20 protein-coding genes are annotated in these 20,645 nt (G+C 70.4%); 12 read left to right on the top strand and 8 right to left on the bottom strand.

Translation table 11 applies throughout. The features are described from left to right. Window positions 1-99 precede the first annotated feature (99 nt). Window positions 100-1,380, top strand: coding sequence for an extracellular solute-binding protein (locus ACFOY2_RS51860; protein ID WP_379535589.1), 1,281 nt, complete (start codon window positions 100-102; stop codon window positions 1,378-1,380). A gap of 71 nt (window positions 1,381-1,451) precedes the next feature. On the opposite strand, the gene ACFOY2_RS51855 is transcribed toward ACFOY2_RS51860, so the two are convergent. Continuing rightward, a complete protein-coding gene (locus tag ACFOY2_RS51855) occupies window positions 1,452-1,928 on the bottom strand; it encodes a MarR family winged helix-turn-helix transcriptional regulator (RefSeq protein WP_379535588.1) in 477 nt (158 codons plus the stop codon). Window positions 1,929-2,043: 115 nt separating this feature from the next. Between ACFOY2_RS51855 and ACFOY2_RS51850 the strand changes: the two genes are divergently transcribed. Both ACFOY2_RS51850 and ACFOY2_RS51845 read left to right on the top strand, forming a co-directional pair. Beyond that, complete coding sequence (locus ACFOY2_RS51850) at window positions 2,044-2,931, top strand: MBL fold metallo-hydrolase (RefSeq protein WP_379535587.1); 888 nt, start codon at window positions 2,044-2,046, stop codon at window positions 2,929-2,931. 29 nt (window positions 2,932-2,960) lie between these two features. Further along, the gene (locus ACFOY2_RS51845; RefSeq protein WP_379535586.1) at window positions 2,961-4,223 is read left to right on the top strand and encodes an MFS transporter; all 1,263 of its coding nucleotides are present in this window, start codon (window positions 2,961-2,963) and stop codon (window positions 4,221-4,223) included. A 32-nt stretch (window positions 4,224-4,255) separates the two neighbouring features. Here ACFOY2_RS51845 and ACFOY2_RS51840 read toward each other — a convergent pair whose 3' ends face one another. The 3 genes from ACFOY2_RS51840 to ACFOY2_RS51830 all read right to left on the bottom strand — a co-directional run bounded on the left by ACFOY2_RS51840 (window position 4,256) and on the right by ACFOY2_RS51830 (window position 7,326). Then, window positions 4,256-5,134 (bottom strand): 1,4-dihydroxy-2-naphthoyl-CoA synthase, encoded by an 879-nt coding sequence (locus tag ACFOY2_RS51840; RefSeq protein ID WP_379535585.1) that lies wholly within the window; start codon window positions 5,132-5,134, stop codon window positions 4,256-4,258. 174 nt (window positions 5,135-5,308) lie between these two features. After that, window positions 5,309-5,983 carry a response regulator gene (locus ACFOY2_RS51835; RefSeq protein WP_379535584.1) on the bottom strand — a complete coding sequence of 225 codons (675 nt, stop codon included), beginning with the start codon at window positions 5,981-5,983 and terminating at the stop codon, window positions 5,309-5,311. Beyond that, window positions 5,980-7,326: a sensor histidine kinase gene (locus ACFOY2_RS51830; protein ID WP_379535583.1), complete on the bottom strand. Its 1,347-nt coding sequence runs from the start codon at window positions 7,324-7,326 to the stop codon at window positions 5,980-5,982. The genes ACFOY2_RS51835 and ACFOY2_RS51830 overlap by 4 nt, the downstream gene beginning before the upstream one ends. A gap of 216 nt (window positions 7,327-7,542) precedes the next feature. Between ACFOY2_RS51830 and ACFOY2_RS51825 the strand changes: the two genes are divergently transcribed. Together ACFOY2_RS51825 and ACFOY2_RS51820 are read left to right on the top strand one after the other, a co-directional pair. Continuing rightward, window positions 7,543-8,676: an alpha/beta hydrolase family protein gene (locus tag ACFOY2_RS51825; RefSeq protein ID WP_379535582.1), complete on the top strand. Its 1,134-nt coding sequence runs from the start codon at window positions 7,543-7,545 to the stop codon at window positions 8,674-8,676. 63 nt (window positions 8,677-8,739) lie between these two features. Beyond that, on the top strand, window positions 8,740-9,354 hold the full coding sequence (locus tag ACFOY2_RS51820; protein WP_379535581.1) for a tyrosine-type recombinase/integrase: 615 nt from the start codon (window positions 8,740-8,742) through the stop codon (window positions 9,352-9,354). 150 nt (window positions 9,355-9,504) lie between these two features. Here ACFOY2_RS51820 and ACFOY2_RS51815 read toward each other — a convergent pair whose 3' ends face one another. Continuing rightward, window positions 9,505-9,837, bottom strand: coding sequence for an ArsR/SmtB family transcription factor (locus ACFOY2_RS51815; protein ID WP_043615149.1), 333 nt, complete (start codon window positions 9,835-9,837; stop codon window positions 9,505-9,507). 86 nt (window positions 9,838-9,923) lie between these two features. On the opposite strand from ACFOY2_RS51815, the gene ACFOY2_RS51810 reads away from it, so the two are divergent. Together ACFOY2_RS51810 and ACFOY2_RS51805 are read left to right on the top strand one after the other, a co-directional pair. Then, window positions 9,924-10,097 (top strand): DUF3073 domain-containing protein, encoded by a 174-nt coding sequence (locus tag ACFOY2_RS51810; protein ID WP_379535580.1) that lies wholly within the window; start codon window positions 9,924-9,926, stop codon window positions 10,095-10,097. Window positions 10,098-10,423: 326 nt separating this feature from the next. After that, complete coding sequence (locus tag ACFOY2_RS51805) at window positions 10,424-10,687, top strand: hypothetical protein (RefSeq protein WP_379535579.1); 264 nt, start codon at window positions 10,424-10,426, stop codon at window positions 10,685-10,687. Between the two features lie 36 nt (window positions 10,688-10,723). Here ACFOY2_RS51805 and ACFOY2_RS51800 read toward each other — a convergent pair whose 3' ends face one another. The 3 genes from ACFOY2_RS51800 to ACFOY2_RS51790 form a co-directional block, all read right to left on the bottom strand. After that, window positions 10,724-12,127 (bottom strand): LCP family protein, encoded by a 1,404-nt coding sequence (locus ACFOY2_RS51800; protein ID WP_379535578.1) that lies wholly within the window; start codon window positions 12,125-12,127, stop codon window positions 10,724-10,726. A 145-nt stretch (window positions 12,128-12,272) separates the two neighbouring features. Then, the gene (locus tag ACFOY2_RS51795) at window positions 12,273-12,932 is read right to left on the bottom strand and encodes a response regulator (RefSeq protein ID WP_379535577.1); all 660 of its coding nucleotides are present in this window, start codon (window positions 12,930-12,932) and stop codon (window positions 12,273-12,275) included. After that, complete coding sequence (locus ACFOY2_RS51790; RefSeq protein WP_379535576.1) at window positions 12,929-14,095, bottom strand: sensor histidine kinase; 1,167 nt, start codon at window positions 14,093-14,095, stop codon at window positions 12,929-12,931. The genes ACFOY2_RS51795 and ACFOY2_RS51790 overlap by 4 nt, the downstream gene beginning before the upstream one ends. 165 nt (window positions 14,096-14,260) lie before the next feature. Here ACFOY2_RS51790 and ACFOY2_RS51785 point away from each other — a divergent pair, with 165 nt between their 5' ends. The 5 genes from ACFOY2_RS51785 to ACFOY2_RS51765 all read left to right on the top strand — a co-directional run bounded on the left by ACFOY2_RS51785 (window position 14,261) and on the right by ACFOY2_RS51765 (window position 20,529). Further along, window positions 14,261-14,665, top strand: coding sequence for a hypothetical protein (locus ACFOY2_RS51785; protein ID WP_379535575.1), 405 nt, complete (start codon window positions 14,261-14,263; stop codon window positions 14,663-14,665). After that, complete coding sequence (locus ACFOY2_RS51780; protein WP_379535574.1) at window positions 14,662-16,122, top strand: multicopper oxidase family protein; 1,461 nt, start codon at window positions 14,662-14,664, stop codon at window positions 16,120-16,122. The genes ACFOY2_RS51785 and ACFOY2_RS51780 overlap by 4 nt, the downstream gene beginning before the upstream one ends. 45 nt (window positions 16,123-16,167) lie before the next feature. Beyond that, window positions 16,168-18,444 (top strand): xanthine dehydrogenase family protein molybdopterin-binding subunit, encoded by a 2,277-nt coding sequence (locus ACFOY2_RS51775; protein ID WP_379535573.1) that lies wholly within the window; start codon window positions 16,168-16,170, stop codon window positions 18,442-18,444. A gap of 186 nt (window positions 18,445-18,630) precedes the next feature. Further along, entirely contained in the window at window positions 18,631-19,098 is a 468-nt protein-coding gene (locus ACFOY2_RS51770; RefSeq protein ID WP_379535572.1) for an ATP-binding protein, read from the top strand. A gap of 96 nt (window positions 19,099-19,194) precedes the next feature. Then, window positions 19,195-20,529 carry a hypothetical protein gene (locus tag ACFOY2_RS51765; RefSeq protein WP_379535571.1) on the top strand — a complete coding sequence of 445 codons (1,335 nt, stop codon included), beginning with the start codon at window positions 19,195-19,197 and terminating at the stop codon, window positions 20,527-20,529. Window positions 20,530-20,645 lie beyond the last annotated feature (116 nt).

Raw genomic sequence — 20,645 nt, 5'->3', positions numbered from 1 at the left:
ATGTGACGTGGCATCTTTACGCCTTGTCGATCATCGCGCTAACGTCGGATCTTTGATTCGTGCTTTGGGCACCGCAGTGACCCATAGGAGGTACAGCGCGTGAGCTCTGGTAAGAAGATCTGGTCGGCGGCCTTACTCGCCACCGCCATGCTGGCGGCCACTGCGGCCTGCGGCAGCGGCAGTGGTGAGAGCGCCGACGGCAAGATCAAGCTGCGCTTCTCCTACTGGGGCAGCGGCGCGCGTCAGAAGATGACCGACGAGGCGATCGCGAAGTTCGAGGCGAAGAACCCGACCATCGACGTCGAGGGCGAGATTTCCGACTTCCCCAGCTACTACGACACGCTGTCCACGAAGGTCGCGGCCAAGGACGCGCCCGACATCATGGCCCTGGAGATCCGTGCTCTGCGTGAGTACGCCGAACGCGGCACGCTGGCCGACCTGGCCGCCAAGGTCAACACCGCCGACATGGATGACAAGGTGCTGACCACCGGCGTCATCGACGGCAAGCAGTACGCCATCCCCAGCGGTGTCAACGCCTTCTCCATGGTGGTCAACCCGGGCCTGGCCAAGCAGGCCAAGGTCACGCTTCCCGATGACGGCTCGTGGACATGGGAGGACTTCGTCGAGCTGAGCTCCAAGGTCACCTCCGGCAGCGGCGGCAAGGTCACGGGCACGCAGTTGACCTGGAACCCCGCGTACCTGCAGATCTACGCCGCGCAGAAGGGCGAGCAGTTCTACGACGGTAACAAACTCGGCATATCTCCGCAGACCCTCAAGGACTGGTGGGTCATCACGCAGAACCTGATCAAAACGAAGGGTTCCCCCGCCGCCGCCAAGAGCTCCGAAATATACGACGTCGGCATCGAAGAGACGCTGATCGGCACCAATACCGGCGCGACGTCGATGATCTGGAGCAACGTCCTCGGCGCGGCCACCAAGGCGTCGGGCCAGACCCTGGAACTGCTGCGGATGCCGAAGATCGAGGGCGCCACGACCGGCGGCATGTTCCTGCAGCCGGCCATGTTCTACACCGCCTCCTCCACGTCGGAGCACGCGGCCGAGGCCGCGAAGTTCATCGACTTCATGGTCAACGACCCCGAGGCCGGTCAGATCATCCTCAGCGACCGCGGCCTGCCGGCCAATGCCAAGGTGCTGTCGGCCGTCAGCGACAAGCTGCCGGACGCGGACCAGAAGACGATGGCGTTCGTGGACAAGATCCGGGGCGAACTGGTCGAGTCGCCCGCCGCCCCGCCGAAGGGCTCCAGCGCCATGGAGGACGTGATCCGGCGATACACCGAGGAGGTCGTCTTCGGCCGGATGACCCCCGACGAGGCCGCGCAGAAGTTCATCGCGGAGGCCAACGCCATGCTCTCAGGCTGAGCACCGCGCCTTCCCTCCGCGCGTTGATCGCGTCTCCGTACGTCGGCACAGCGAGCCTTCACTAACGACGGTTATCCCGCGACCGCGCTTGGGACGTCTCCGTTCCCCGGGTCAGGTTTCGATGCGGGGGGAGTAACCGCGCGGTTGAGCAGCTCGTGCAGGGCGTGCTGCTCCTGGGCGGTCAGTCCGCCCAGCGGCGACTGCTCGACCAGCAGTTCGATCAGGCGGGCGCGGAGTTCCGCGCCCGCGGGGGTGAGGACGAGCTGCTTGGCGCGCCGGTCCGTGCGGTGCGGGCGGCGTTCGATCAGGCCGCCCTGCTCCAGCTTGTCGACGATGAACGTGGCGTTGGACGGCTCGCAGCTCATCCGGACGGCCAGCTCTCTCATGGTCATCGGCCCGGTCATCTCGCGGAGCGCCGTGGCCTGCGGAGCTGTCAGGCCGAGCGTGGTGGCCCGCCGTCGCACATGGTCCTCGATCTGCTTGGCCAGACCGTTCACCAGACCGCACAGCTCGCGTTCGGCGACGGCCTGCGGTTCGGGGATCGTCATGCGCTCATGCTAGCAACTGCGTCAAGCCAGCATATTTACAGCTTGAATTATTCAATCTGTAAGTTTAGTCTCGCTTCGTTGCCGACGTCCGCGACCCCCATGAAAGAGACGTGCCATGTCGATCACCCTGTCGACCTCCGAAGACCGCCTGCGCCGACCGGCCCCGATCCGTTCGCTGCGACTCGGCGACCTCACGGTGACGTACGTGCCCGACGGAGCCGTGCAGTTGCGGCCTCGTGCCTGGCTCCCCGCCACCACCGACGACGTGTGGGCCGCCCACCCCGAATACCTCGACGAAAGCGGAAACCTGGTGGCCAGCATCGGCGGACTACTGGTGGAACGGGGCGAACGCGCGCTACTGATCGACGCGGGCTTCGGCCCGCAGGCGTTGCCCGCCGAGCCGGGCAACCCGCACGGCGCCATCCACGGCGGCGCCCTGCTGGACAATCTCGCCGCGCTCGGCCGCGAGCCTGCCGACATCGAGGTGGTGGCCTTCACCCACCTCCACATCGACCATCTCGGCTGGGCCTGGCATCCGGCGCCGGGCAGCGACAGGCCCGCCTTCGTCAACGCCGCCTACCTGATCTCCGAACCGGAATGGACGCACCGCCACCTGTCCGAGGCGCAGGGCACCGCCCGCGAGATCCTCGACATCCTGGCGCCCCGGGTCCGCACCGTGACCGACGGGCAGGAGATCTTCCCCGGCGTCACCGTACGTGTGACACCCGGGCACACCACAGGACACGCCGCGTACGTCATCGCCTCAGGCGGGCAGCGCCTCATCGCCTTCGGCGACGCCCTGCACTCCTCGATCCAGATCGACCACCCCGACTGGTCGGCCGCCTCCGACCATGACTCTGCCCAGTCCACCGCGTTCCGGCGTCAACTCGTCGCCGACCTGGCCGAGCCGGACACGATCGGCTTCGGCATCCACTTCGCCGACGCACAATTCGGACACGTCAGCCGGGACGGTGCCACCCCTGCCTGGCGTCCCCTCCCGTAATCCAGCCGCCGTTCCACAAGGCCTCCTTCATGAACCCCGCTTCCACCGGGCCGGTTGCCGTGCCCCCTGCGAACGTCCCCATCCCGCCCACCTCGGGCGTATCCGCCGACCGGCCTTCCGGCCACTGGCCCGGCCTGATCGCCACCGCGCTCACCGCCACCGTGGCAGTGATGCCCGGTTTCACCGTCGGCGCGCTCGCCACGTCGATCGAAGCCGACCTGAACATCTCCCGTAGCGCGCTCGGCCTTGCGATGAGCGCCTTCTACGCCGCCACCGCCCTGGGCTCGCCCTTCGCCAAGCGTCTGGCCGCCCGGCTGCCCGTACCGGCCTCGCTCACGATCGCCGCGCTGACCGCCGCCGCGGTCATGACCGTGGCCGCACAGATACACACCCTGACCGCGCTGACGGCGCTGCTCGTCGCAGGCGGCCTGGCCAACGGGCTCGTCCAACCGGCGGCCGGACGCCTGATCGCCGCCCGCGCCCCGGCGCACCGCCGCTCGCTGGCCGCCGGCCTGGTGGGCGCGGCGCTCGGCGCGGCCACACTGCTGCCCGGCGTGCTGGTGGCATTCGTCGAGCCGGAGTACGGCTGGCGTGCGTCCATGCTCGTGGCCGGGCTGATCGCCCTGCTCCCGATCGTCCTCGCACCGCTGGCCAAGGCACCCCCCACTCCGCCCGATTCACCTACGGCCGTGGGCGACAACCGATCGTCGTCCCCCGCGACGACCGGCCGCGTCCTGGTGCTGTGGGCGTTGGCCGCCGCGCTCTCGGCGACCGGTAACAACGCCGTGGCCACCTACTTCGTCCAACTCGGCGACCACGCCGGACTACCCGCTCTTCTCACCGGCAACCTGCTGTCGCTGAGCGCGGTCCTGGCCATCGCGGTACGGCTGACGGCCGGCGCGCTCACCGACCTGGCCCCCCGCCACAACCCCACCGTCATCACGGCCATGATGGCGGCGGGCGCCCTCGGCCTGGTCCTGATCGCGACCGGCTCCCCAGTGCTGTTCGTGGCCGGTGCCGTACTGAGCTTCTCGGCGGGCTGGGGCTGGACCGGCCTGCTGCTGGCGACCACCCTACGCCTGGTGCCCGGCCGGACTGAGAACGCCGGTCACACCGTCCAGGTGGGCATCTACAGCGGCGCCACCGTCGCGCCCTTCGCGTTCGGCGCGCTGTCCAGCACGCTCGGCTTCACCGGCACCGCGCTGATCGCCGCCCTCGCCGCCATGGCCGCCGCGGTGGCCATGGCGGCGGGCACGCTGACGCTCCGACGTCAACGGACCGGCACGCCTTGATGCCCGGAAGGTTCGGACGTCTTCCGCGAAGGTCAGAAGTGCCAGGGGAAGGGGGACCAGTCGGGGGTGCGCTTCTCCAGGAATGAGTCGCGGCCCTCGGCGGCCTCGTCCGTCATGTACGCCAGTCGCGTCGCCTCGCCCGCGAACACCTGCTGCCCGACGAGCCCGTCGTCGATCGCGTTGAAGGCGAACTTGAGCATGCGCTGCGCCGTCGGCGACTTGCCGTTGACCTTGCGGGCCCACTCAAGGGCGGTGCGCTCCAACTCCTCGTGCGGGACGACGGCGTTGACCATGCCCATGCGGTGGGCGTCGGCCGCGGTGTAGGTGTCGCCGAGGAAGAAGATCTCGCGTGCGAACTTCTGGCCCACCTGCCGCGCCAGGTAGGCCGAGCCGAAGCCGCCGTCGAAGCTGGCCACGTCGGCGTCGGTCTGCTTGAAGCGGGCGTGTTCTGCGCTGGCCAGCGTGAGGTCGGAGACCACGTGGAGGCTGTGGCCGCCGCCCGCCGCCCAGCCGGGCACCACGCAGATCACGATCTTGGGCATGAACCGGATCAGGCGCTGCACTTCGAGGATGTGCAGGCGGCCGGTCGAGGGTGTGCCGTCGGCGTACTGGTAGCCGTCCTTGCCCCTGATGCGCTGGTCGCCGCCCGAGCAGAAGGCCCAGCCGCCGTCCTTGGGCGAGGGGCCGTTGCCGGTGAGCAGCACGCAGCCGACGTCGGTGGTCTGCCGGGCGTGGTCGAGGGCGCGGTAGAGCTCGTCGACCGTCTGCGGGCGGAAGGCGTTGCGCACCTCGGGACGGTCGAACGCGATGCGTACGGTGCCCTGGTCGACGGCACGGTGGTAGGTGATGTCGGTGAAGTCGAATCCCTCGACCGCCTGCCACGCCTTGGGATCGAACAGCTCGGAGACCATGGTTGAGAGCCTAGTGGATTGCTTTGCGGCCATTCCGCACGTTCGTACTGTTGAGCGACAGGAGAGTGTCGGTGGGCTGCGACACCAACTATCAGTAACAGAGTGTGATCAGTCGCCGACGTCACGACGCTACCGCGCAGCATGCTCTTCCCGGATCGGCATGACCATGCACGGTCACGTCGCGCTTGGAGAGACCAGCCCGGTCTCGTAGGCGAGCACGACGGCCTGCACCCGGTCCCTGAGCCCGAGTTTGGCCAGGATGCGGGCCACGTGGGTCTTCACCGTCGCCAGGCTGAGGGTCAGCCGTTCGGCGAGTTCAACGTTGCTCAGCCCGGTGGCCAGCAGTCGCAGCACCTCCAGCTCCCGCGCAGTCAGCTCCGACAGGTCGCGGTGCAGGGCCGGAGGGGCGGCGGCGTCCCGGCGGGCGAACCGCTCGACCAGACGCCGGGTGATGGCCGGGGCGAGCAGAGCGTCGCCGGTGCGCACCAGGGTCACCGCGGCCACCAGGTGCTCGGGGGTGACATCCTTGAGCAGGAAGCCGCTGGCTCCGGCGGCGAGCGCAGTGTAGACGTAGTGGTCGAGGTCGTAGGTGGTCAGGATGAGCACGCGGGTGCCGCCGGCTGCGTCGTCGGCGAGGATGCGGCGGGTGGCCTCGATGCCGTCCATGCGCGGCATCCTGATGTCCATGAGGACGACGTCCGGCCTGGTGCGCCGGGCCGCCTCCACCGCTTCGGCGCCGTCTGCCGCCTCGGCCGTCACCTCGATGCCGTCGGCGGCCAGGATCATCCGGAACCCGGTGCGTACCAGGGCTTGATCGTCGGCGATGATCACGCGGAGTGGGTGGCTCATGAGGCTCGCCATGGTACTCGGGCCAAGATTCGGTAGCCGCCCGCGGGGGTGCGGGCCGCATCCAGGGTGCCGCCGTAGACGGCCAGCCGTTCGCGCAGCCCGATCAGCCCGCGCCCGTCCGTGTGCGACGGGCCGCGCCGCGTGCCGCCGGTGTCGGTGACCTCGATCTCCAGCCGGTCGCCCTCGTGGCGGATCGCGACGGACGCCGCCGCGCCCGCCGCGTGCTTGATCGTGTTCGTCAGGGCCTCCTGGACGACGCGGTAGGCGGCCAGATCGACCCCGGCGGGCAGCGGGCCGGGCGGCAACGACAGCTCGACGCCGACCTGAATCCCGGCGGCCCGTACCCGGGTGACCAGCGCGTCGAGCTGATCGAGCCCAGGCTGCGGCGCGAGCGCGCCCTGCGGACCGGGCGGCCCGTTCTCCATGACCTCGTTCTTCATGGCCCCGTGCCTCATGGCCTCGTTCTCGGTGGCCAGCAGGCCCATGACGTGACGGAGTTCGGACATGGCCGCCCGGCCGCCCGCCTCGATCGCGAGCAGCGCCCGCTTCGACTCCGCGGGCTCCGCGTCCATCACCTTGCGCGCCGCCCCGGCCTGAATCACCATCACGCTCACGTTGTGGGTCACGATGTCGTGCAGTTCGGCGGCGATTCTGGCTCGCTCCTGGTCGACGGCCGCGCGCATGGCCTCCGCCTGGGCCCGCTGGAGCGCGTCGATGCGATCCCGGCCGGCCCGCAGTCGCCCCTGCCAGAAGCGGACGGCCACCGCCAGCGCCCCCGCCCCCGCCAGCACGACGATGGGGCCCAGCCAGGACGGCAGCGCGGGGACGACGTCCTGGAAGACCACGCCGGTCAGCACGGCCGCCGCCGCCAGCCCGCCCGCCGCCGCCAGCCGGTGACGGCTGTAGGCGAGCGCGCCATAGGCGGCAACACCGCAGGCGAACACGGTGATCCACGTGGCGGCCTCGTGGGTGGCCAACGCGGCGAGCACGACCGTCCAGAAGACGGCCAGCGGGTACCGCCGCCGCACCGCCAGCGGCAACGCGGTCAGGACCACCAGCAGCGGGTGCGGACCCTGCTCTGAGCCGGCCCGCGGGCTCGGCGGGTCCGGGCTCACCGGCCGGGCGGGTGGATCGGGACGCAGCCGCAGGGACACGGCCGCCGGCCCCTGTCGCCCCTCGGTGGAGGCGTCGTGCAGATCGGCCACTGCGGCCACCGCGAGCACGGTCAGCAGCAGCGCGAGCACCAGGTCGGCCACCAGCGCTCCGCGTGACGGCCGGGCGCGCGGCTCCTCCGGACGCAACACCTCCCGCACGTACTGCCGCCACCTTCGTTCCGCCGTCATCGGGACATTGTCACGGCTGCGCGACCGGCCACGCATCCGTCCCGATGACGGGAGCGTCGTCCGCCGGGACTACATCGCAGGGATGACACCGGGCTCGGATCGTTCCTCGGAGCTACCCAGATTCGGCACGGCGGCCGACGCGCCCGCCGCATGACCGCGCCTAGCGTCGTCCCGTCCGCGGACGACCGCGGCCTCCCGAGGAAAGGCGACACACTGATGGTTCTTGCGAGAACGGCGGCCCTCGCCCTGGCCGGGCTACTCACCCTCACGGCCCCCGCCGCCCCCGCTGCCGCTGCGGCGCCGGCGGCACCGCGGCTGCCCGCGCCGACGGGCTCCCACGCGGTCGGCGTCACGTCCCTCCACCTGAAGGACGCCTCCCGGCGTGACCCGTGGGTCCCGGCGGCGACGTCGAGGGAGCTGATGGTCTCCCTGTGGTATCCGGCGGCCGGGACGGGAGGCAGGCACCAGGCCCCGTACGTGACGCCGAAGGAGTCCGAGCTGCTGATCAAGGACGCGGGGCTGCCCGGCGTCGCACCCGACACGCTGAGCAAGGTCCGGACCAACGCCTTCACCGACGCCGTGCCCGCGGGCCGCAACCGCAGCCTGCCCCTGGTGGTGCTCTCCCCCGGCCTCGGCTCCCCGCGCAGCTCACTCACCAGCCTGGCCGAGGACCTGGCCAGCAGGGGCAACGTGGTGGTCGGGATCGAGCACACCTACGAGAGCGTCGCCACCGCCTTCCCCGACGGGCGGGTCACCACGTGCGTCGCCTGCGGGAACAAGGACGCGGACTTCGGGGAGCAGGTGGTCCGGAGCCGCGCGGCGGATGTCTCCTTCGTCCTCGACCAGCTCACCGGCGCAAAGCCGAAATGGCGGGGAGCCGCGCTGATCGACCGGTCGCGCATGGGAATGGCCGGTCAGTCCGTCGGCGGCGCGAGCAGCATCGCGGCCATGGTGCGGGACAAGCGCATCCGCGCCGGGGTCAACCTGGACGGCACCACCTTCGCTCCCATCCCCGAGCGCGGCTTGTCCCGGCCGTTCCTGTTCATGGGGTCGCCGACGATGCACAGCCCCGGTGGCAAGGACGGGAGCTGGGGACGCGACTGGAAGAAGCTGATCGGCTGGAAGCGGTGGCTGGTGGTGACCGGCGCGGAGCACGCGTCCTTCACCGACGTCCCGCTGCTGGCCGAACAGATCGGCCTCGACCTCGGGTTCGCCATGACCGGAGCCCGCTCCGTGGAGATCACCCGCACCTACGTCGCCGCCTTCTTCGCCCGCCACCTCACCGGGAAGCCGCAGCCCTTGCTGGACAAGCCGTCCGCCCACTATCCCGAAGTGACGTTCGGCGGCTAGGCCCGATTTGCCCAAGCCGGAACCGGTGCGCCATGCATCATCGGGATTGAGATCGAGTGGCCAGTGGCGATAGCGGGCCCGGCGCACCTGGACGACTTCCTCACCGACCTGGCCAACGCCGGGAAGTCGGCGCACACCCGGCGCGCCTACCGCGGCGACCTGATCGCTTTCGCCGCCCACCACGGCGAGGAGATCGGCGAGCTGACCGCCGTGCCGGTTCGCGCGTTCCTGGCCGGGCTCGCCGAGCTGTCGCCGGCCAGCCGCAAGCGCAAGCGCGCCGCGATCGCCTCCTTCGCCAAGTGGGCCGTCCGCCACGACCTCCTGGCCGCCAACCCGATGGACCGCATCGACACCGTCAAGGTGCCCAAGAGCCTGCCCCGCCCGGCCGCGGCGGCCGACGTGGCCGAGGTGCTGGCGGTGATCTGCTCACGGCGGCCGCGCAAGGAGACGCCACTGGACCGGCTGCGCGATCGGGTGCTGTTCGAGACGGCCTACGTGTGCGGCGCCCGCGCCGGCTACACCGCCGGGCCGCTGTTCCGCGCCTTCACCAACGGCCGTGGCGGACCGCTGTCCTACGACGCCGCCCACCACCGCTGGCAGACCTACTGCGCGCAGGCCGGCGTCGAGCGGCTGACACCGGTGTCGCACCGACTGTCATCCGTTGTCGTTCGCCACTGACATTCCGTGTCGCTCAACACGTACCCCGATCTGGTCGGGCCGCGCGCACGATGACGCCGCGTGAGGTCTGGGAGACCCCGCGTTTCATCGCGCGCTCGCGGTCAAGGTGCTCACGTTCACGGCCTGAGCGAGGGCCACGGGACGGAACCGCTAGGTGACCTCCGCCCGGAGTTCGGCGAGCAGTTCCCCTTGATCGGCGAGCATGTCGGTGAGGATGCGGCGGGCGGCCCCGAGCAGATCGGCAAGCTCGGGAGTGGCCAGTGTGTAGACCACGGTGCTACCCTCGCGGATCGCGCTCACGATCCCCGCCCTGCGCAGGACGGCCAGTTGCTGGGAGAGGCTCGAAGCCTCGATGTCGATCTGGGCCAGAAGATCCCTGACGGGAAGCGGCCCTTCCTGGAGTAGTTCCAACACTCTGATGCGAGCGGGGTGGCCGAGCGTTCGGAAGAAGTCGGCCTTGGCCTGATAGACCTCCACGTGCATACAGAAAGACTAATCCAGCGCAGTTGCATAATTCTTCAAGTCGTAACGTTGTTGGATAGCATGACAGCGGGGACTAGGGAGTAGCCATGGGCCGAGGAAGAGCCAAGGCGAAGCAGACGAAGGTCGCTCGCCAGTTGAAGTACACGAACCACAACATCGACTACGACCGGCTCCGCGAGGAGTTGGGCGCCGACACGGGACGCGAGGAGATCTACCCGCCTACGCCGTCCGAGCCGGAGTCCGAGCGCGGGCGAGGGTGACGTTCGTCAGCCGCCTGGCCTCCGGTGCCTGATCAGGCGCCGTGAGCTCCAGGCGGTGCGGTACCTCGCAAATGATCACGCGTATCTCCAGCAGCGCGAACTGTGCCCCGACGCAAGAAGCGCCGTCCCCCCAAACGGCATCCAGGCCCTGCTCCGGGGCCCGTCGAGGCAGCGCTCGTGGTGGGATCGTGGTGCACGGGCAGGATGAACGGCCCGGCGTTGCCGGCGACTTGGCGCGCGGCGTCGGGTCGAGGAGCCTGCGGTGGTGCCGCGCCGATCGGCTGGGATATGGCATGCTTCGGACGTCGATCACGAGGAGAGCAGCGATGGCTCAGTCTTTCGGCGTACCGCCCGCGCCCCGTCGCACTCCGCTGAGCGCGGAGGAGAAGATCCGCGGGGTGGCGAACTTCGCCCCCCTGGTCATCGAGCAGCTCGTCACCACGGGGCGGTTCCGGGTTACGGCCGACACGCCGGAGATGGTGGAGCTGTTCCAGAACGTCGCGCGCAGGGTGGGCGACACGCTCCAGCGGCCCGTGGTCAGTTACGCCAACGGCAGGGACATCGTGATCACCTTCGGCCCCACCGGCTGAACCCGGCTGTGAGACCGTTGGCGCCGGTCCGCGCGATTACGTGGCGCAGGTGTCGTGCGTGGCGTCGAAGCCCTTGATCGACTCCGTGTCGTCGGAACGCAGCGGCTTCAGGCCCTTCCAGTCGTCGCCGATCACCAGCACCAGCCGGCTCGTCTGAGCCTTCGCCAGCAGCTTGGGTGTGGCGGCGAGCAGGTCGTTCGTGAGCGTGGGCACGCGGGTCTCGCCGTTCGGCCCGTAGAGGATCGCGGTCTTGGGCTGCGGCTTGCGCGCCGAGTCGCCGATCTTGGAGATGTGGTAGCCGCGCTGCTCAAGGAAGGCGGCCACCTGGGTGCCCAGCCCGCCGCGCCAGGTGCCGTTGCGCAACTCGATCTCGATCTTCGTCCGGCCGACCTTGGCCTGGCCGCCCTTGACGCCCTGCACGCTCTGATCCCGGGACACGATCTGGAACAGCCGGCCCGCCTGCGGCTGCACCCACTCCACCCGGCCCGGCTGGGTGAGCGAGTAGTGCCAGGGGGTGGTGATGAAGCGGATCTGCCCGGCGTCGAGCCCCTGGAGGCTGGAGGCCAGATCCCGCATGACGCCCACGGACAGGCCCCGGTCGGTCGTCACGGCCTTGGTGCCGGCGTCGAGGATGGCCAGCAGCTTGGCCGGGTCGGTGAGCGTCTCGCCGCTCATGATCTTCTTCACCATCGAGGCGATGAACATCTGCTGCCGCTGGATGCGCCCGATGTCGGAGCCGTCGCCCAGGCTGTAGCGGGCGCGTACGTAGCCGAGCGCCTGCTCGCCGGTGAGCGTCTGCCGCCCGGCCCGCAGGTGCAGCAGGGCCTTCTTGTCGTTCACGGGCTCGGGCAGGCAGACCTCGACGCCGCCCACGGCGTTCACGATGCCCTTGAAGCCGGTGAAGTCGACCTTGACGAAGTGGTCGATGTGGATGTGGGTGAGCGTCTCGATCGTCTTCCAGGTGCAGGCGATGCCGCCGGAGTTGAACGACTCGTTGATCATGCCGAGGTGGGCCCGCTGACCTGGCAGCCCGCCGGCGGAGCGGCAGGCGGGCAACTGGACGAGCGAGTCGCGCGGGAAGCTGATGACCATCGCGTTGTCGCGGTTGGACGACACGTGCACCAGCATGATCGTGTCGGTGCGCTCGCCCTCGAACTTGCCGTACTTGGCGTTCTTGCCGTTGCGCTGGTCGGAGCCGACGACCAGGACGTTCATGGCGGTGCCCGCGACCTTGGGCGGCCGGGTGGCGCCGAGGTCGTCGGCGGTCACGTCGATGTGTTTGACGTTGCCGCTCAGCTTGGCGTAGACCCCGACGGCCACGCCGACGACCAGGAGGAGGACGGTCACCGAGATCGCGGTCGCCCAGCGCAGCCAGCGGCGTCGCCGCCGCGGTGGCGCGCCGGACCCGGAAGGCGGTGCGTCGACAAGCCCGCTGCTCACGTGACTCCCACAGGGACGGGGCCGAGGGCAGCCGCCCATGGCCAAGAGCCTCGCCGTAACAGATCTCGGCCGGTTGAACGTGCCCGAGTGTACTCAGTCAGGCGGGGTCACGCGCTCAGTCGACAACGTTGCCCGTTTCAGCCGGTCATTTCCGCCGGGGCGTGACCAGGCCCGATTCGTAGGCGAACACGACGAGCTGGGCGCGGTCGCGCGCCGCCAGCTTGGTCATCGCCCGGCTGACGTGCGTCTTCGCCGTGGTCGGGCTGATCACCATGTGCGCGGCGATCTCGTCGTTGGACATGCCGCGGGCCACCAGGGCGGTCACCTCGCGTTCGCGGTTGGTGAGCCTGTCCAGCCCCTCGGTCTCCGGCTGAGGGCGGCGGGCGACGTACTCGCCGATCAGGCGGCGGGTGATGGCGGGTGACAGCAGGGCGTCGCCTCGGGCGGCCACCCGGACGCCCTGCAGCAGGTCGGCGGGTTCGGTGTCCTTGACCAGGAAGCCGCCGGCCCCGGCCCGCAGCGCGTTGAAGACGTACTCGTCGAGGCCGTAGTTGGTGAGGATGACGACGTGGACCTCGCTCAGCCTGGGGTCGGCCGCGATGCGCCTGGTGGCCTCGATGCCGTCCATCACCGGCATCTGGACGTCGACGAGCGCCACGTCCGGCAGGTGTTGGAGGGCGAGGGCGATGGCCTGCTCGCCGTCGGCCGCCTCGGCCACCACCTCGATGTCGTCCTCGGCCTCCAGCAGGGCGCGGAAGCCGCCCCGGATGAGCGCCTGGTCGTCGACGAGCAGTACGCGGATCACGATGCTTCTCCCGTGGGAAGTCTTTCCAGGGGCAGTTCTGCGCGTACGGTGAAGCCGCCCTCGGGGCGGGGCTCGGCGCGCAGCCGGCCGCCGAGCGCCGTGACGCGCTCGCGCATGCCGAGCAGGCCGACGCCGGGCACCGGCGGGGCGTCGGGGCTGGCCTGGCCGTCGTCGTCCACCTGCACGACCAACTCGTCGCCGCCGTAGTCGATGCGCACGGAGGCCGTGGCCCCGCCCGCGTGCCTGGAGACGTTCGTGAGCGCCTCCTGAACGATCCGGTACGCGGCGCGGTCGACCTCGGCGGGTAGTTCGTGACGGACGCCGGAGATCGCCACCGTGGCCGGCTGGCCGGTCGAGCGGGCCCGCTCGACCAGGTCGCCGAGCCGGTCGAGGCCGCTGGCCGATGGCTCGTCCTCCGAGCCGCCGTCGGGGGCGCGCAGCACCTCAAGCGTGGCCCGCAGCTCGCGTATGGCGTCGCCGCTGGCCTCCTGGATGGCCACCAGCGCGGCGGGCACGTCCTCGCCGCGTTTGCGCGCCAGGTGCACGGCCACCCCGGCCTGCACCTTGATGATCGAGATGCTGTGCGTGAGCGAGTCGTGCAGTTCCCTGGCGATGCGCAGCCGCTCCTCACCGGCGCGCCTGCGCGCGGCCTCCTCGCGGGTGCGCTCGGCCTCGGCGGCCCGCTGCTCGGCCTGCTCCAGGTACGCCTGCCGGTGCCTGGCCACGGTGGCCGTCACACCGGAGGCCACGAACCAGCCGATCAGCAGGATCGTGGACTGGAAGACCTGCAGGCTGTCCTGGGAGGTGGCGGTGGCCAGGTTGGCCGACAGGCTCGCGCCGAGGAACACCGCGCCCGCCAAAGCCGCGAGCAGCCGGTGGCCGGCCTGCACCGCGCCGAACACCGACACCATCACGGGGAAGGCGGCGGGCGGGCCCGGCTGGGCGTGCACGGCGTAGATCAGCATGCAGACCGTGCTGACGAGCAGCGCGACCAGGGGCGCCCGGCGCCAGGCGACGAGGGCGAGCGAGCCGACCAGGACGGCCACCAGGTCCAGCGCCCCGGCCCCCGGCGTGATCGCCACGGTGGCCGCGAGCACGACGGCCAGCACCGCGGCGAGTGCGCCGTCCACGGCGAGCGGTCGCCATCGGTGCACAGAGCTCATTACTGCAGATTATGGCCTGCGTCGGACACGTTCCTCGGCACCTGGTCGGATATCGCTACTACTTCGGGCGAAGTAGTAGCGCACAGCCTGCACCGTGGGGAGTAGCGCAGGAATCTCCCCACGCACGACGACCGCGGGCGGGGCGGAAGAGCACGATATGCGGCCATGGACACAGTTGCGAATCCACCACAACACCTCGCCCGCACCTCCTGGTACTCCCACGCGCTCACGGCCGTGGCGATCCTGCACCTCGCGGCGCTGCTGTTCCAGGCGGTGACGGCGGGCCTGCTGCTCTCCTCGCCCGGCGGCCGGGCGCTGCACATGACCTCCGCCATGGCGCTGATCGTCATCGGGCTCGTCCACGTCGTCCTGGCCGTCCTGGTGTGGCGGCCGGGCGGCGGCTCGGGCCGGTTCATCGTCGTCGCCGCAATGCTGCTGGTGCTGACTGTGGTCGCGGCCGCGCTCGGCGTCGCCGGGGTCAAGTCCGTGCACGTGCCGCTCGGGGTGCTGCTGTTCGGCGGCGGGGTGGCCCAGGTCTTCCGGCTCAGGTCCAGCCCCGGTGCGGCATGAGCCCGACGAGACGTGAGGTGCTGCGGCTGGCGGGGCTGGGCGCGGTGGCCGCGGCGGGCGTGCCCGGCTGCTCGCTGATCGCGGGCACCCCGCAGCCGCAGCTCCTGACCAGCGCGGCGCCGCTGCCCGCGCCGTTCGCCAGGCCCCTGCCCGTCCCCGAGGTGGCCAGGCCCGTCAGCAGCGCGGGCGGGGTCGACTTCTACGAGCTGACCGAGCAGGTGGCGCAGGCGGACGTGCTGCCGGGGCTGCGCACCCCGATCTGGGGGTACGGGGGCACCTTCCCCGGGCCGACCATCGAGGCGCGCAGCGGGCGGCGCACGGTCGTGAAGCTGATCAACCGGCTCGGCGAGCCGACCGTCCTGCACCTGCACGGCGGGCACACTCCGCCCGAGTCCGACGGCTTCCCGACCGACCTGGTCGCGCCCGGGGCCTCAAGGGAGTACGTCTTCCCGCTGGAGCAGCGGGCCGCCACGCTGTGGTACCACGACCACCGCATGGACTACACGGGGCCGCAGGTGTGGCGCGGGCTGGCGGGGATGTTCCTGGTGCGGGACGCGGAGGAGGAGGCGCTGCCGCTGCCCGCCGGGGAACGCGACCTGCCGCTGCTGATCTGCGACCGGTCCTTCGGAGCCGACGGCGTCATGCTCTATCCGGGGCTGGGGGAGCGGCCGGGGGTGCGGGAGGCGTACATGGGCGGGGTGCTCGGCGACGTCATCCTGGTGAACGGGGCGCCGTGGCCGGAGCTGCGGGTCGCCAGGGCGCGCTACCGGCTGCGATTGTGCAACGCCTCCAACGCCCGCGCGTACGAGTTGGCGACCGGAGGCCCGATGATCCGGATCGGCGGCGACGGCGGGCTGCTGGCCGCGCCGCTCACGGTCGAGCGGATCCGGCTGGCGCCGGGCGAGCGGGCCGACGTGGTCGTCGACTTCTCCGCCTACAAGCTGGGCCGGCGGGTCGAACTGCGGAACCTGGCGGGGGAGGGAGCGCAGGGGATGGTGATGCGGTTCGCGGTGGACCGCGACGAGGCCGACGACTCGGCCGTGCCGCGGAAGTTGTCCGAGGTCGAGGCGCTCGACCCGGGCAGGGCGGCGGTGAGGCGGGACTTCGAGTTCGGCAGCGGCAGCATGCACGGCGGCACGGGCTGGCTGGTCAACGGCCGGCCGTTCGACCCGAAGCGGATGGAGGCCAGGCCCAAGCTCGGCGACGTCGAGATCTGGCGGCTGACCAGCGACGTCGCCCATCCGGTGCACCTGCACCTCGATCACTTCCAGGTGCTGTCGGTCAACGGCGAGCGCCCGCAGGGGCCGCCGGAGTGGAAGGACACCGTGGAACTGCGCGAGGCCCAGACCGTCGAGATCGTCACCCGCTTCACCGACTACCGGGGACGCTACGTCCTGCACTGCCACAACCTCGAACACGAGGACATGGCCATGATGGCGGCCTTCGAGGTGGTGTGAGCTCTTCGTATGGACCGTCCGGCGTACGGCGCTCACAATCGGGCCATGGGCGATGGGTATGTCGGCGCTCGGACGCCGCGACGGGAAGACGCCAGGCTGCTGACGGGAAAGGCCAGGTATGTCGGGAGTGTGCGGCCACCCGGCACCGTCCACGCCCACGTCGTGCGCAGCCCCATAGCGCACGGGAGGCTGCTCGGCTGCGACGCCAAGGCCGCGCGGGCGCTCGACGGCGTGCTCGACGTCATCACCCCGGCCGACGCCCCCGACCTGTGCCTGCCCTGCGTCCACCAGATGCCTGAACAGCCGATGCTCTCCTACAGGGCGCTGGACGACACGATCAGGTACGCGGGCCAGCCGCTCGCCGTCGTCGTCGCCCGCACGCCGGAGGCCGCCAGGGACGCCGCCGACCTCGTCGATCTGGACCTGGCCGAGCTGCCCCCGGTGATCGGGACCGAGCAGGCGCTGCGCGACGGCGCCCCGCTGCTCCACCCCGAGTGGGGCGGCAACGTGTTCACCGACTTCACGATGGGCGACGCCGACTGCGAGGCCGCCATCGAGGGGGCCGAGCACGTGGTCGAGATGACATTCAGAATGGCCCGCATCTCCCCGCACCCCATCGAGCCGCGCGGCGTGGTGGCCTCCTACGCCGACGACGAGCTGACCGTGCACATCTCCTCGCAGGCGCCGCACCACGTGCGCGAGCACCTGGCGGGGGCGCTGGGGCTGAGCCTCGACCGGGTACGCGTCGTCAGCCGCGACACGGGCGGCGGCTTCGGCGGCAAGGAGCACCTCTACCCCGACGAGGCGCTCATCTGCCTGGCCTCGATGCGCCTGGGCCGTCCCGTGGCCTGGTCGGAGTCGCCGGGGGACCGGGTGCTGGCCACGCTGCCCGCGCGGGCCGCCGAGCACCGGGCGCGGCTGGCGCTCGACGGCGACGGGCGGTTCGTGGCGCTGCACGTCGAGGTGGTCGCCGACATCGGCGCCCACCCGTCCAACGTCGGCGCTTCGACGGCCGCGGTGACCGCCACGCTGCTGCCGGGCCCGTACCACTTCGACCGGGCCGCCGTCCGGGTCGTCGGCGTCGTCACCAACACCACGCCGACCGGCTCCTACCGGGGGTTCGGGCAGCCGGAGGGCACCCTGACCAGGGAGCGGCTGATCGACGAGGCGGCACGCAGGCTGGGCGTGGACCGGATCGAGCTGCGGCTGCGGAACATGATCAAGCCCGAGGAGTTGCCGTACACGACGCGCGTGTACCAGTCGTACGACTCGGGCGACTACCCGCTCGCCCTGCGGACCCTGCGCGAGATGGTGCGGCCGGTCGAGAAGGACGACGGGCGCAGGCGCGGCATCGGCTACGCCTGCCACGTCGAGACCACCGGCCTGGGCCCGTCCATGGAGATGAAGGCGAGCGGCATACAGGCCGGCGGCTTCGAGACGGCCGTGCTGCGCATGGAGCAGGACGCGTCCGTGGTCGTCTCGGCGGGGGTGGTCTCGATCGGGCAGGGGATCGAGACGACGCTGGCCCAGCTCGCGGCCGACCGGATGGGGGTGCCGATCGAGCGGGTCCGGGTGGTGCTGGGGGACACGGCGCGGACGCCGTACTCGGGGCTCGGGTCGATCGCGAGCCGTTCGCTGACGGTCGGCGGCGGCGCGCTCACGCAGGCCGCGGCCCGGCTGCGTGACAAGCTCCTGGCCATCGCCGCGCACCGGCTGGAGGCGGCGCAGGACGACCTGGAGCTCGTGGACGGCCACGTCCGGGTGAAGGGCGACCCGCACGCCTCGGTGACGCTGCGCGAGCTGGCCACGGCGGCCTGGCGCGGCTGGGACCTGCCCGAGGGCGTCGAACCCGGCCTGGAGGAGCGCGTCAGCTACGACCCGCCCGGCTACACCTTCGCCTACGGCGCGCACGCGGCGGCGGTGGCCGTCGATCCGGAGACGGGGGCGGTCGAGGTGGAGGGCTACTGGGTGGTCAACGACTCCGGCGTGGTGGTCAACCCGGCCGTGGTTGAGGGGCAGCTTCGCGGCGGCGTGGCCCAGGGCATCGGGATGGCGCTGACCGAGGAAATCGTCTACACCGACGAAGGCCAGCCGATCACCGACTACCTGCTCCCGACCACCCGCGAGGTGCCCGACATCGAGGTCGCGATGCTGCGGACGCCTTCGCCGCGCACGCCGGGCGGGATGAAGGGCGCGGGCGAGGGGGGCACGATCGGTCCGCCCGCCGCCATCGCCAACGCGGTGGCCGCGGCCCTGCCGGAGATCGCGGAGAAGATCACGGACGTGCCCCTGACTCCGGCCTCCGTGTGGTCCCTGCTGTAGGGGCGCTGACGATCGACAAGAGGGCGCGGGCATCCCGGCGAAAAGAATGGCGATTTTTTTCGCGGAAGATTCGACCCGAATGGCCGCCGCGTGCGTACAAGTTTCGACAGCACGTCAACTCAAAGGCAGGCCCTCTTGTTGAGCGAAACGCGTATTCGCTGCCCCTCCGCGAAGGAAAGGGACGCCATGACCACGCTGCGATCGACTCGCCGGAGCCGTAAGCAGTACGTGTGGTCGCTGCACGAGGACGCGCGCACGGTCGGTCAGGCGCGCGCGATCATCCGCCGGGAATTGTCGGAGCTCTCCCTTTCCGCGGACCTCATCGACGACGCTGCCCTGATGGTCAGCGAATTAGTGACAAATGCCTTCATGTACGGTGACGGCCCGTACGAACTGGCGCTCCACGTGGACGCCAAAGAGATCATGTGCGTGGTCGTGGACAGCAGTCCGCTGCTTCCCTCCCCCTCGCCCCATGACCTGGGGGCCGAGCACGGGCGCGGCCTGAGCATCGTCGCCCGGCTCTCGGACGGCTTCTACGGCTGCCACCCCCAGCGCTACCTCACCCGTCCGGACCTTGTCGGCAAGGCCACCTGGTTCGCTCTCCCACGTCAGGGCGTGTCCGGAAATGTGGTGCCCATTAGGGCGGGAACATAACCCGTGATTTCCGACAAAAACGTGTATAAGGTGTCAGCCGCAAGCCGGGGGTGATCTTCGTCGCGTGACGGAGCCCCGGCCGTTCTGGAGGCTGAATTGTCAGGCTGGAACCTGCGGACCGGAGCGGCGTTAGCCGCCCTCACACTCACCGCCACCACCTTGGCGACGGGCACCGCATCCGCGGTGGTGGGCACCTTCCACGTGGACGCCGTCAACGGCAATGACTCGGCGGATGGAAAGACCCCCGCCACCGCGTGGAAGACCCTCACCAAGGCATCGAGCGTATCTCTGGAGCCCGGCTCCAAGCTGCTGCTGAGCCGCGGCAGCACGTGGAAGGGGCAGCAGCTGCAGATCAGCGGGAAGGGCAAAGCGGAGGCCCCGATCGTCGTCGACGCCTACGGCACGGGCACGGCCAGGCCCGTGATCGCCGACGACTCCGAGGCCTGCGTGTGGCTGTCCGGCGAGCACATCGAGGTCTACAACCTGCAGGTCGGACTGACCCAGGACGGCTCGCGCTGCACGTGGGCCGGCATCAAGGTGACCGGCGACAACAACGTCATCGAGCGCAACTACATCACCGGCGCGGCCGCCGGCGTCTACATCGAACAGGGCGTCCAGTACACCGCGGTGACGGCGAACGAGTTCGTGGACAACAACCTCATGAGCAAGAACGATGAGGAGGACCCCAACGACGACTCGGGCGCGTTCGCCATCCTCGTCCAGGGCGACAACTCCAACATCGGCTGGAACGAGATCCGCGGCTCGATCGCGGACAGCAACGACTACGGCATGGACGGCGCGGCCGTGGAGATCTTCCTCGGCTCTGACAACCGTATCCACCACAACATCGCGATCGACAACGAGTCCTTCGCCGAGCTGGGTACGAGCAGGGCCACCAACCCGGACGGCACCCCTGTGGACCCCGACGGCACCTCGGGCAACATTTTCGAGTACAACGTGATCACCGGCCCGCAGACCCAGGGTGGGCTGGTGACCCGCGGCCCGCAGGAGCCGGGTGAAGCCCCCGACCCCAACGGCCCGGTGCTCTCGACCGCCTTCCGCAACAACACCATTCGCCTGACCCACCCCGACTCCCAGGGCGTCGTCTGCGACGCGGGCTGCACCAACGCCCACCTGTCGATGTCGCAGAACATCGTCCAGGTCGTGTTCAAGACCGCCTACGGCCCCAACGTCACCGACAGCCACCACAACGTGTTCTTCGGCGCCAGGCAGCACCAGATGGGCGGCTCGAACAACAAGACGGCCGACCCGCTGTTCAACCTGACCGACCCGAACAACCCCAGCCTGCGGGCCGGCAGCCCGGCCATCGACTTCGGCATCACGAAGTTCAGCGACAACGACGTGACCGGCCGCGTCATCGACGGCAGCGACGGCCCCGTCGACGCCGGGGCGTACGAGTTCGACAATTGACGTCCTCCCCGGCGTAAAAGCCGGGGACTCCCCCACGTCGCCGTGGGGTCCTTACTGCTTCTGCTACGCCGCGTGCGCGTCGTAGGTTTCGGGCTGTGCCAGGGTCGGAGTTGCCT

Source organism: Nonomuraea purpurea, from assembly GCF_042650645.1.
Lineage (GTDB): Bacteria > Actinomycetota > Actinomycetes > Streptosporangiales > Streptosporangiaceae > Nonomuraea > Nonomuraea purpurea.
The sequence above is the reverse complement of the archived record's forward strand: the minus strand, read 5'-3'. Positions and strand labels throughout refer to the sequence as shown.

What these genes read in the sequence shown, in the direction of transcription:
- ACFOY2_RS51845 (WP_379535586.1), top strand. Translation starts at nt 2,961, where the DNA reads ATGAACCCCGCTTCCACCGGGCCGGTTGCCGTGCCCCCTGCGAACGTC.
- ACFOY2_RS51770 (WP_379535572.1), top strand. Translation starts at nt 18,631, where the DNA reads ATGACCACGCTGCGATCGACTCGCCGGAGCCGTAAGCAGTACGTGTGG.
- ACFOY2_RS51790 (WP_379535576.1), bottom strand. Translation starts at nt 14,095, where the DNA reads ATGAGCTCTGTGCACCGATGGCGACCGCTCGCCGTGGACGGCGCACTC.
- ACFOY2_RS51785 (WP_379535575.1), top strand. Translation starts at nt 14,261, where the DNA reads ATGGACACAGTTGCGAATCCACCACAACACCTCGCCCGCACCTCCTGG.
- ACFOY2_RS51835 (WP_379535584.1), bottom strand. Translation starts at nt 5,983, where the DNA reads ATGAGCCACCCACTCCGCGTGATCATCGCCGACGATCAAGCCCTGGTA.
- ACFOY2_RS51855 (WP_379535588.1), bottom strand. Translation starts at nt 1,928, where the DNA reads ATGACGATCCCCGAACCGCAGGCCGTCGCCGAACGCGAGCTGTGCGGT.
- ACFOY2_RS51840 (WP_379535585.1), bottom strand. Translation starts at nt 5,134, where the DNA reads ATGGTCTCCGAGCTGTTCGATCCCAAGGCGTGGCAGGCGGTCGAGGGA.
- ACFOY2_RS51830 (WP_379535583.1), bottom strand. Translation starts at nt 7,326, where the DNA reads ATGACGGCGGAACGAAGGTGGCGGCAGTACGTGCGGGAGGTGTTGCGT.
- ACFOY2_RS51775 (WP_379535573.1), top strand. Translation starts at nt 16,168, where the DNA reads ATGGGCGATGGGTATGTCGGCGCTCGGACGCCGCGACGGGAAGACGCC.
- ACFOY2_RS51815 (WP_043615149.1), bottom strand. Translation starts at nt 9,837, where the DNA reads ATGCACGTGGAGGTCTATCAGGCCAAGGCCGACTTCTTCCGAACGCTC.
- ACFOY2_RS51850 (WP_379535587.1), top strand. Translation starts at nt 2,044, where the DNA reads ATGTCGATCACCCTGTCGACCTCCGAAGACCGCCTGCGCCGACCGGCC.
- ACFOY2_RS51780 (WP_379535574.1), top strand. Translation starts at nt 14,662, where the DNA reads ATGAGCCCGACGAGACGTGAGGTGCTGCGGCTGGCGGGGCTGGGCGCG.
- ACFOY2_RS51805 (WP_379535579.1), top strand. Translation starts at nt 10,424, where the DNA reads ATGGCTCAGTCTTTCGGCGTACCGCCCGCGCCCCGTCGCACTCCGCTG.
- ACFOY2_RS51825 (WP_379535582.1), top strand. Translation starts at nt 7,543, where the DNA reads ATGGTTCTTGCGAGAACGGCGGCCCTCGCCCTGGCCGGGCTACTCACC.
- ACFOY2_RS51810 (WP_379535580.1), top strand. Translation starts at nt 9,924, where the DNA reads ATGGGCCGAGGAAGAGCCAAGGCGAAGCAGACGAAGGTCGCTCGCCAG.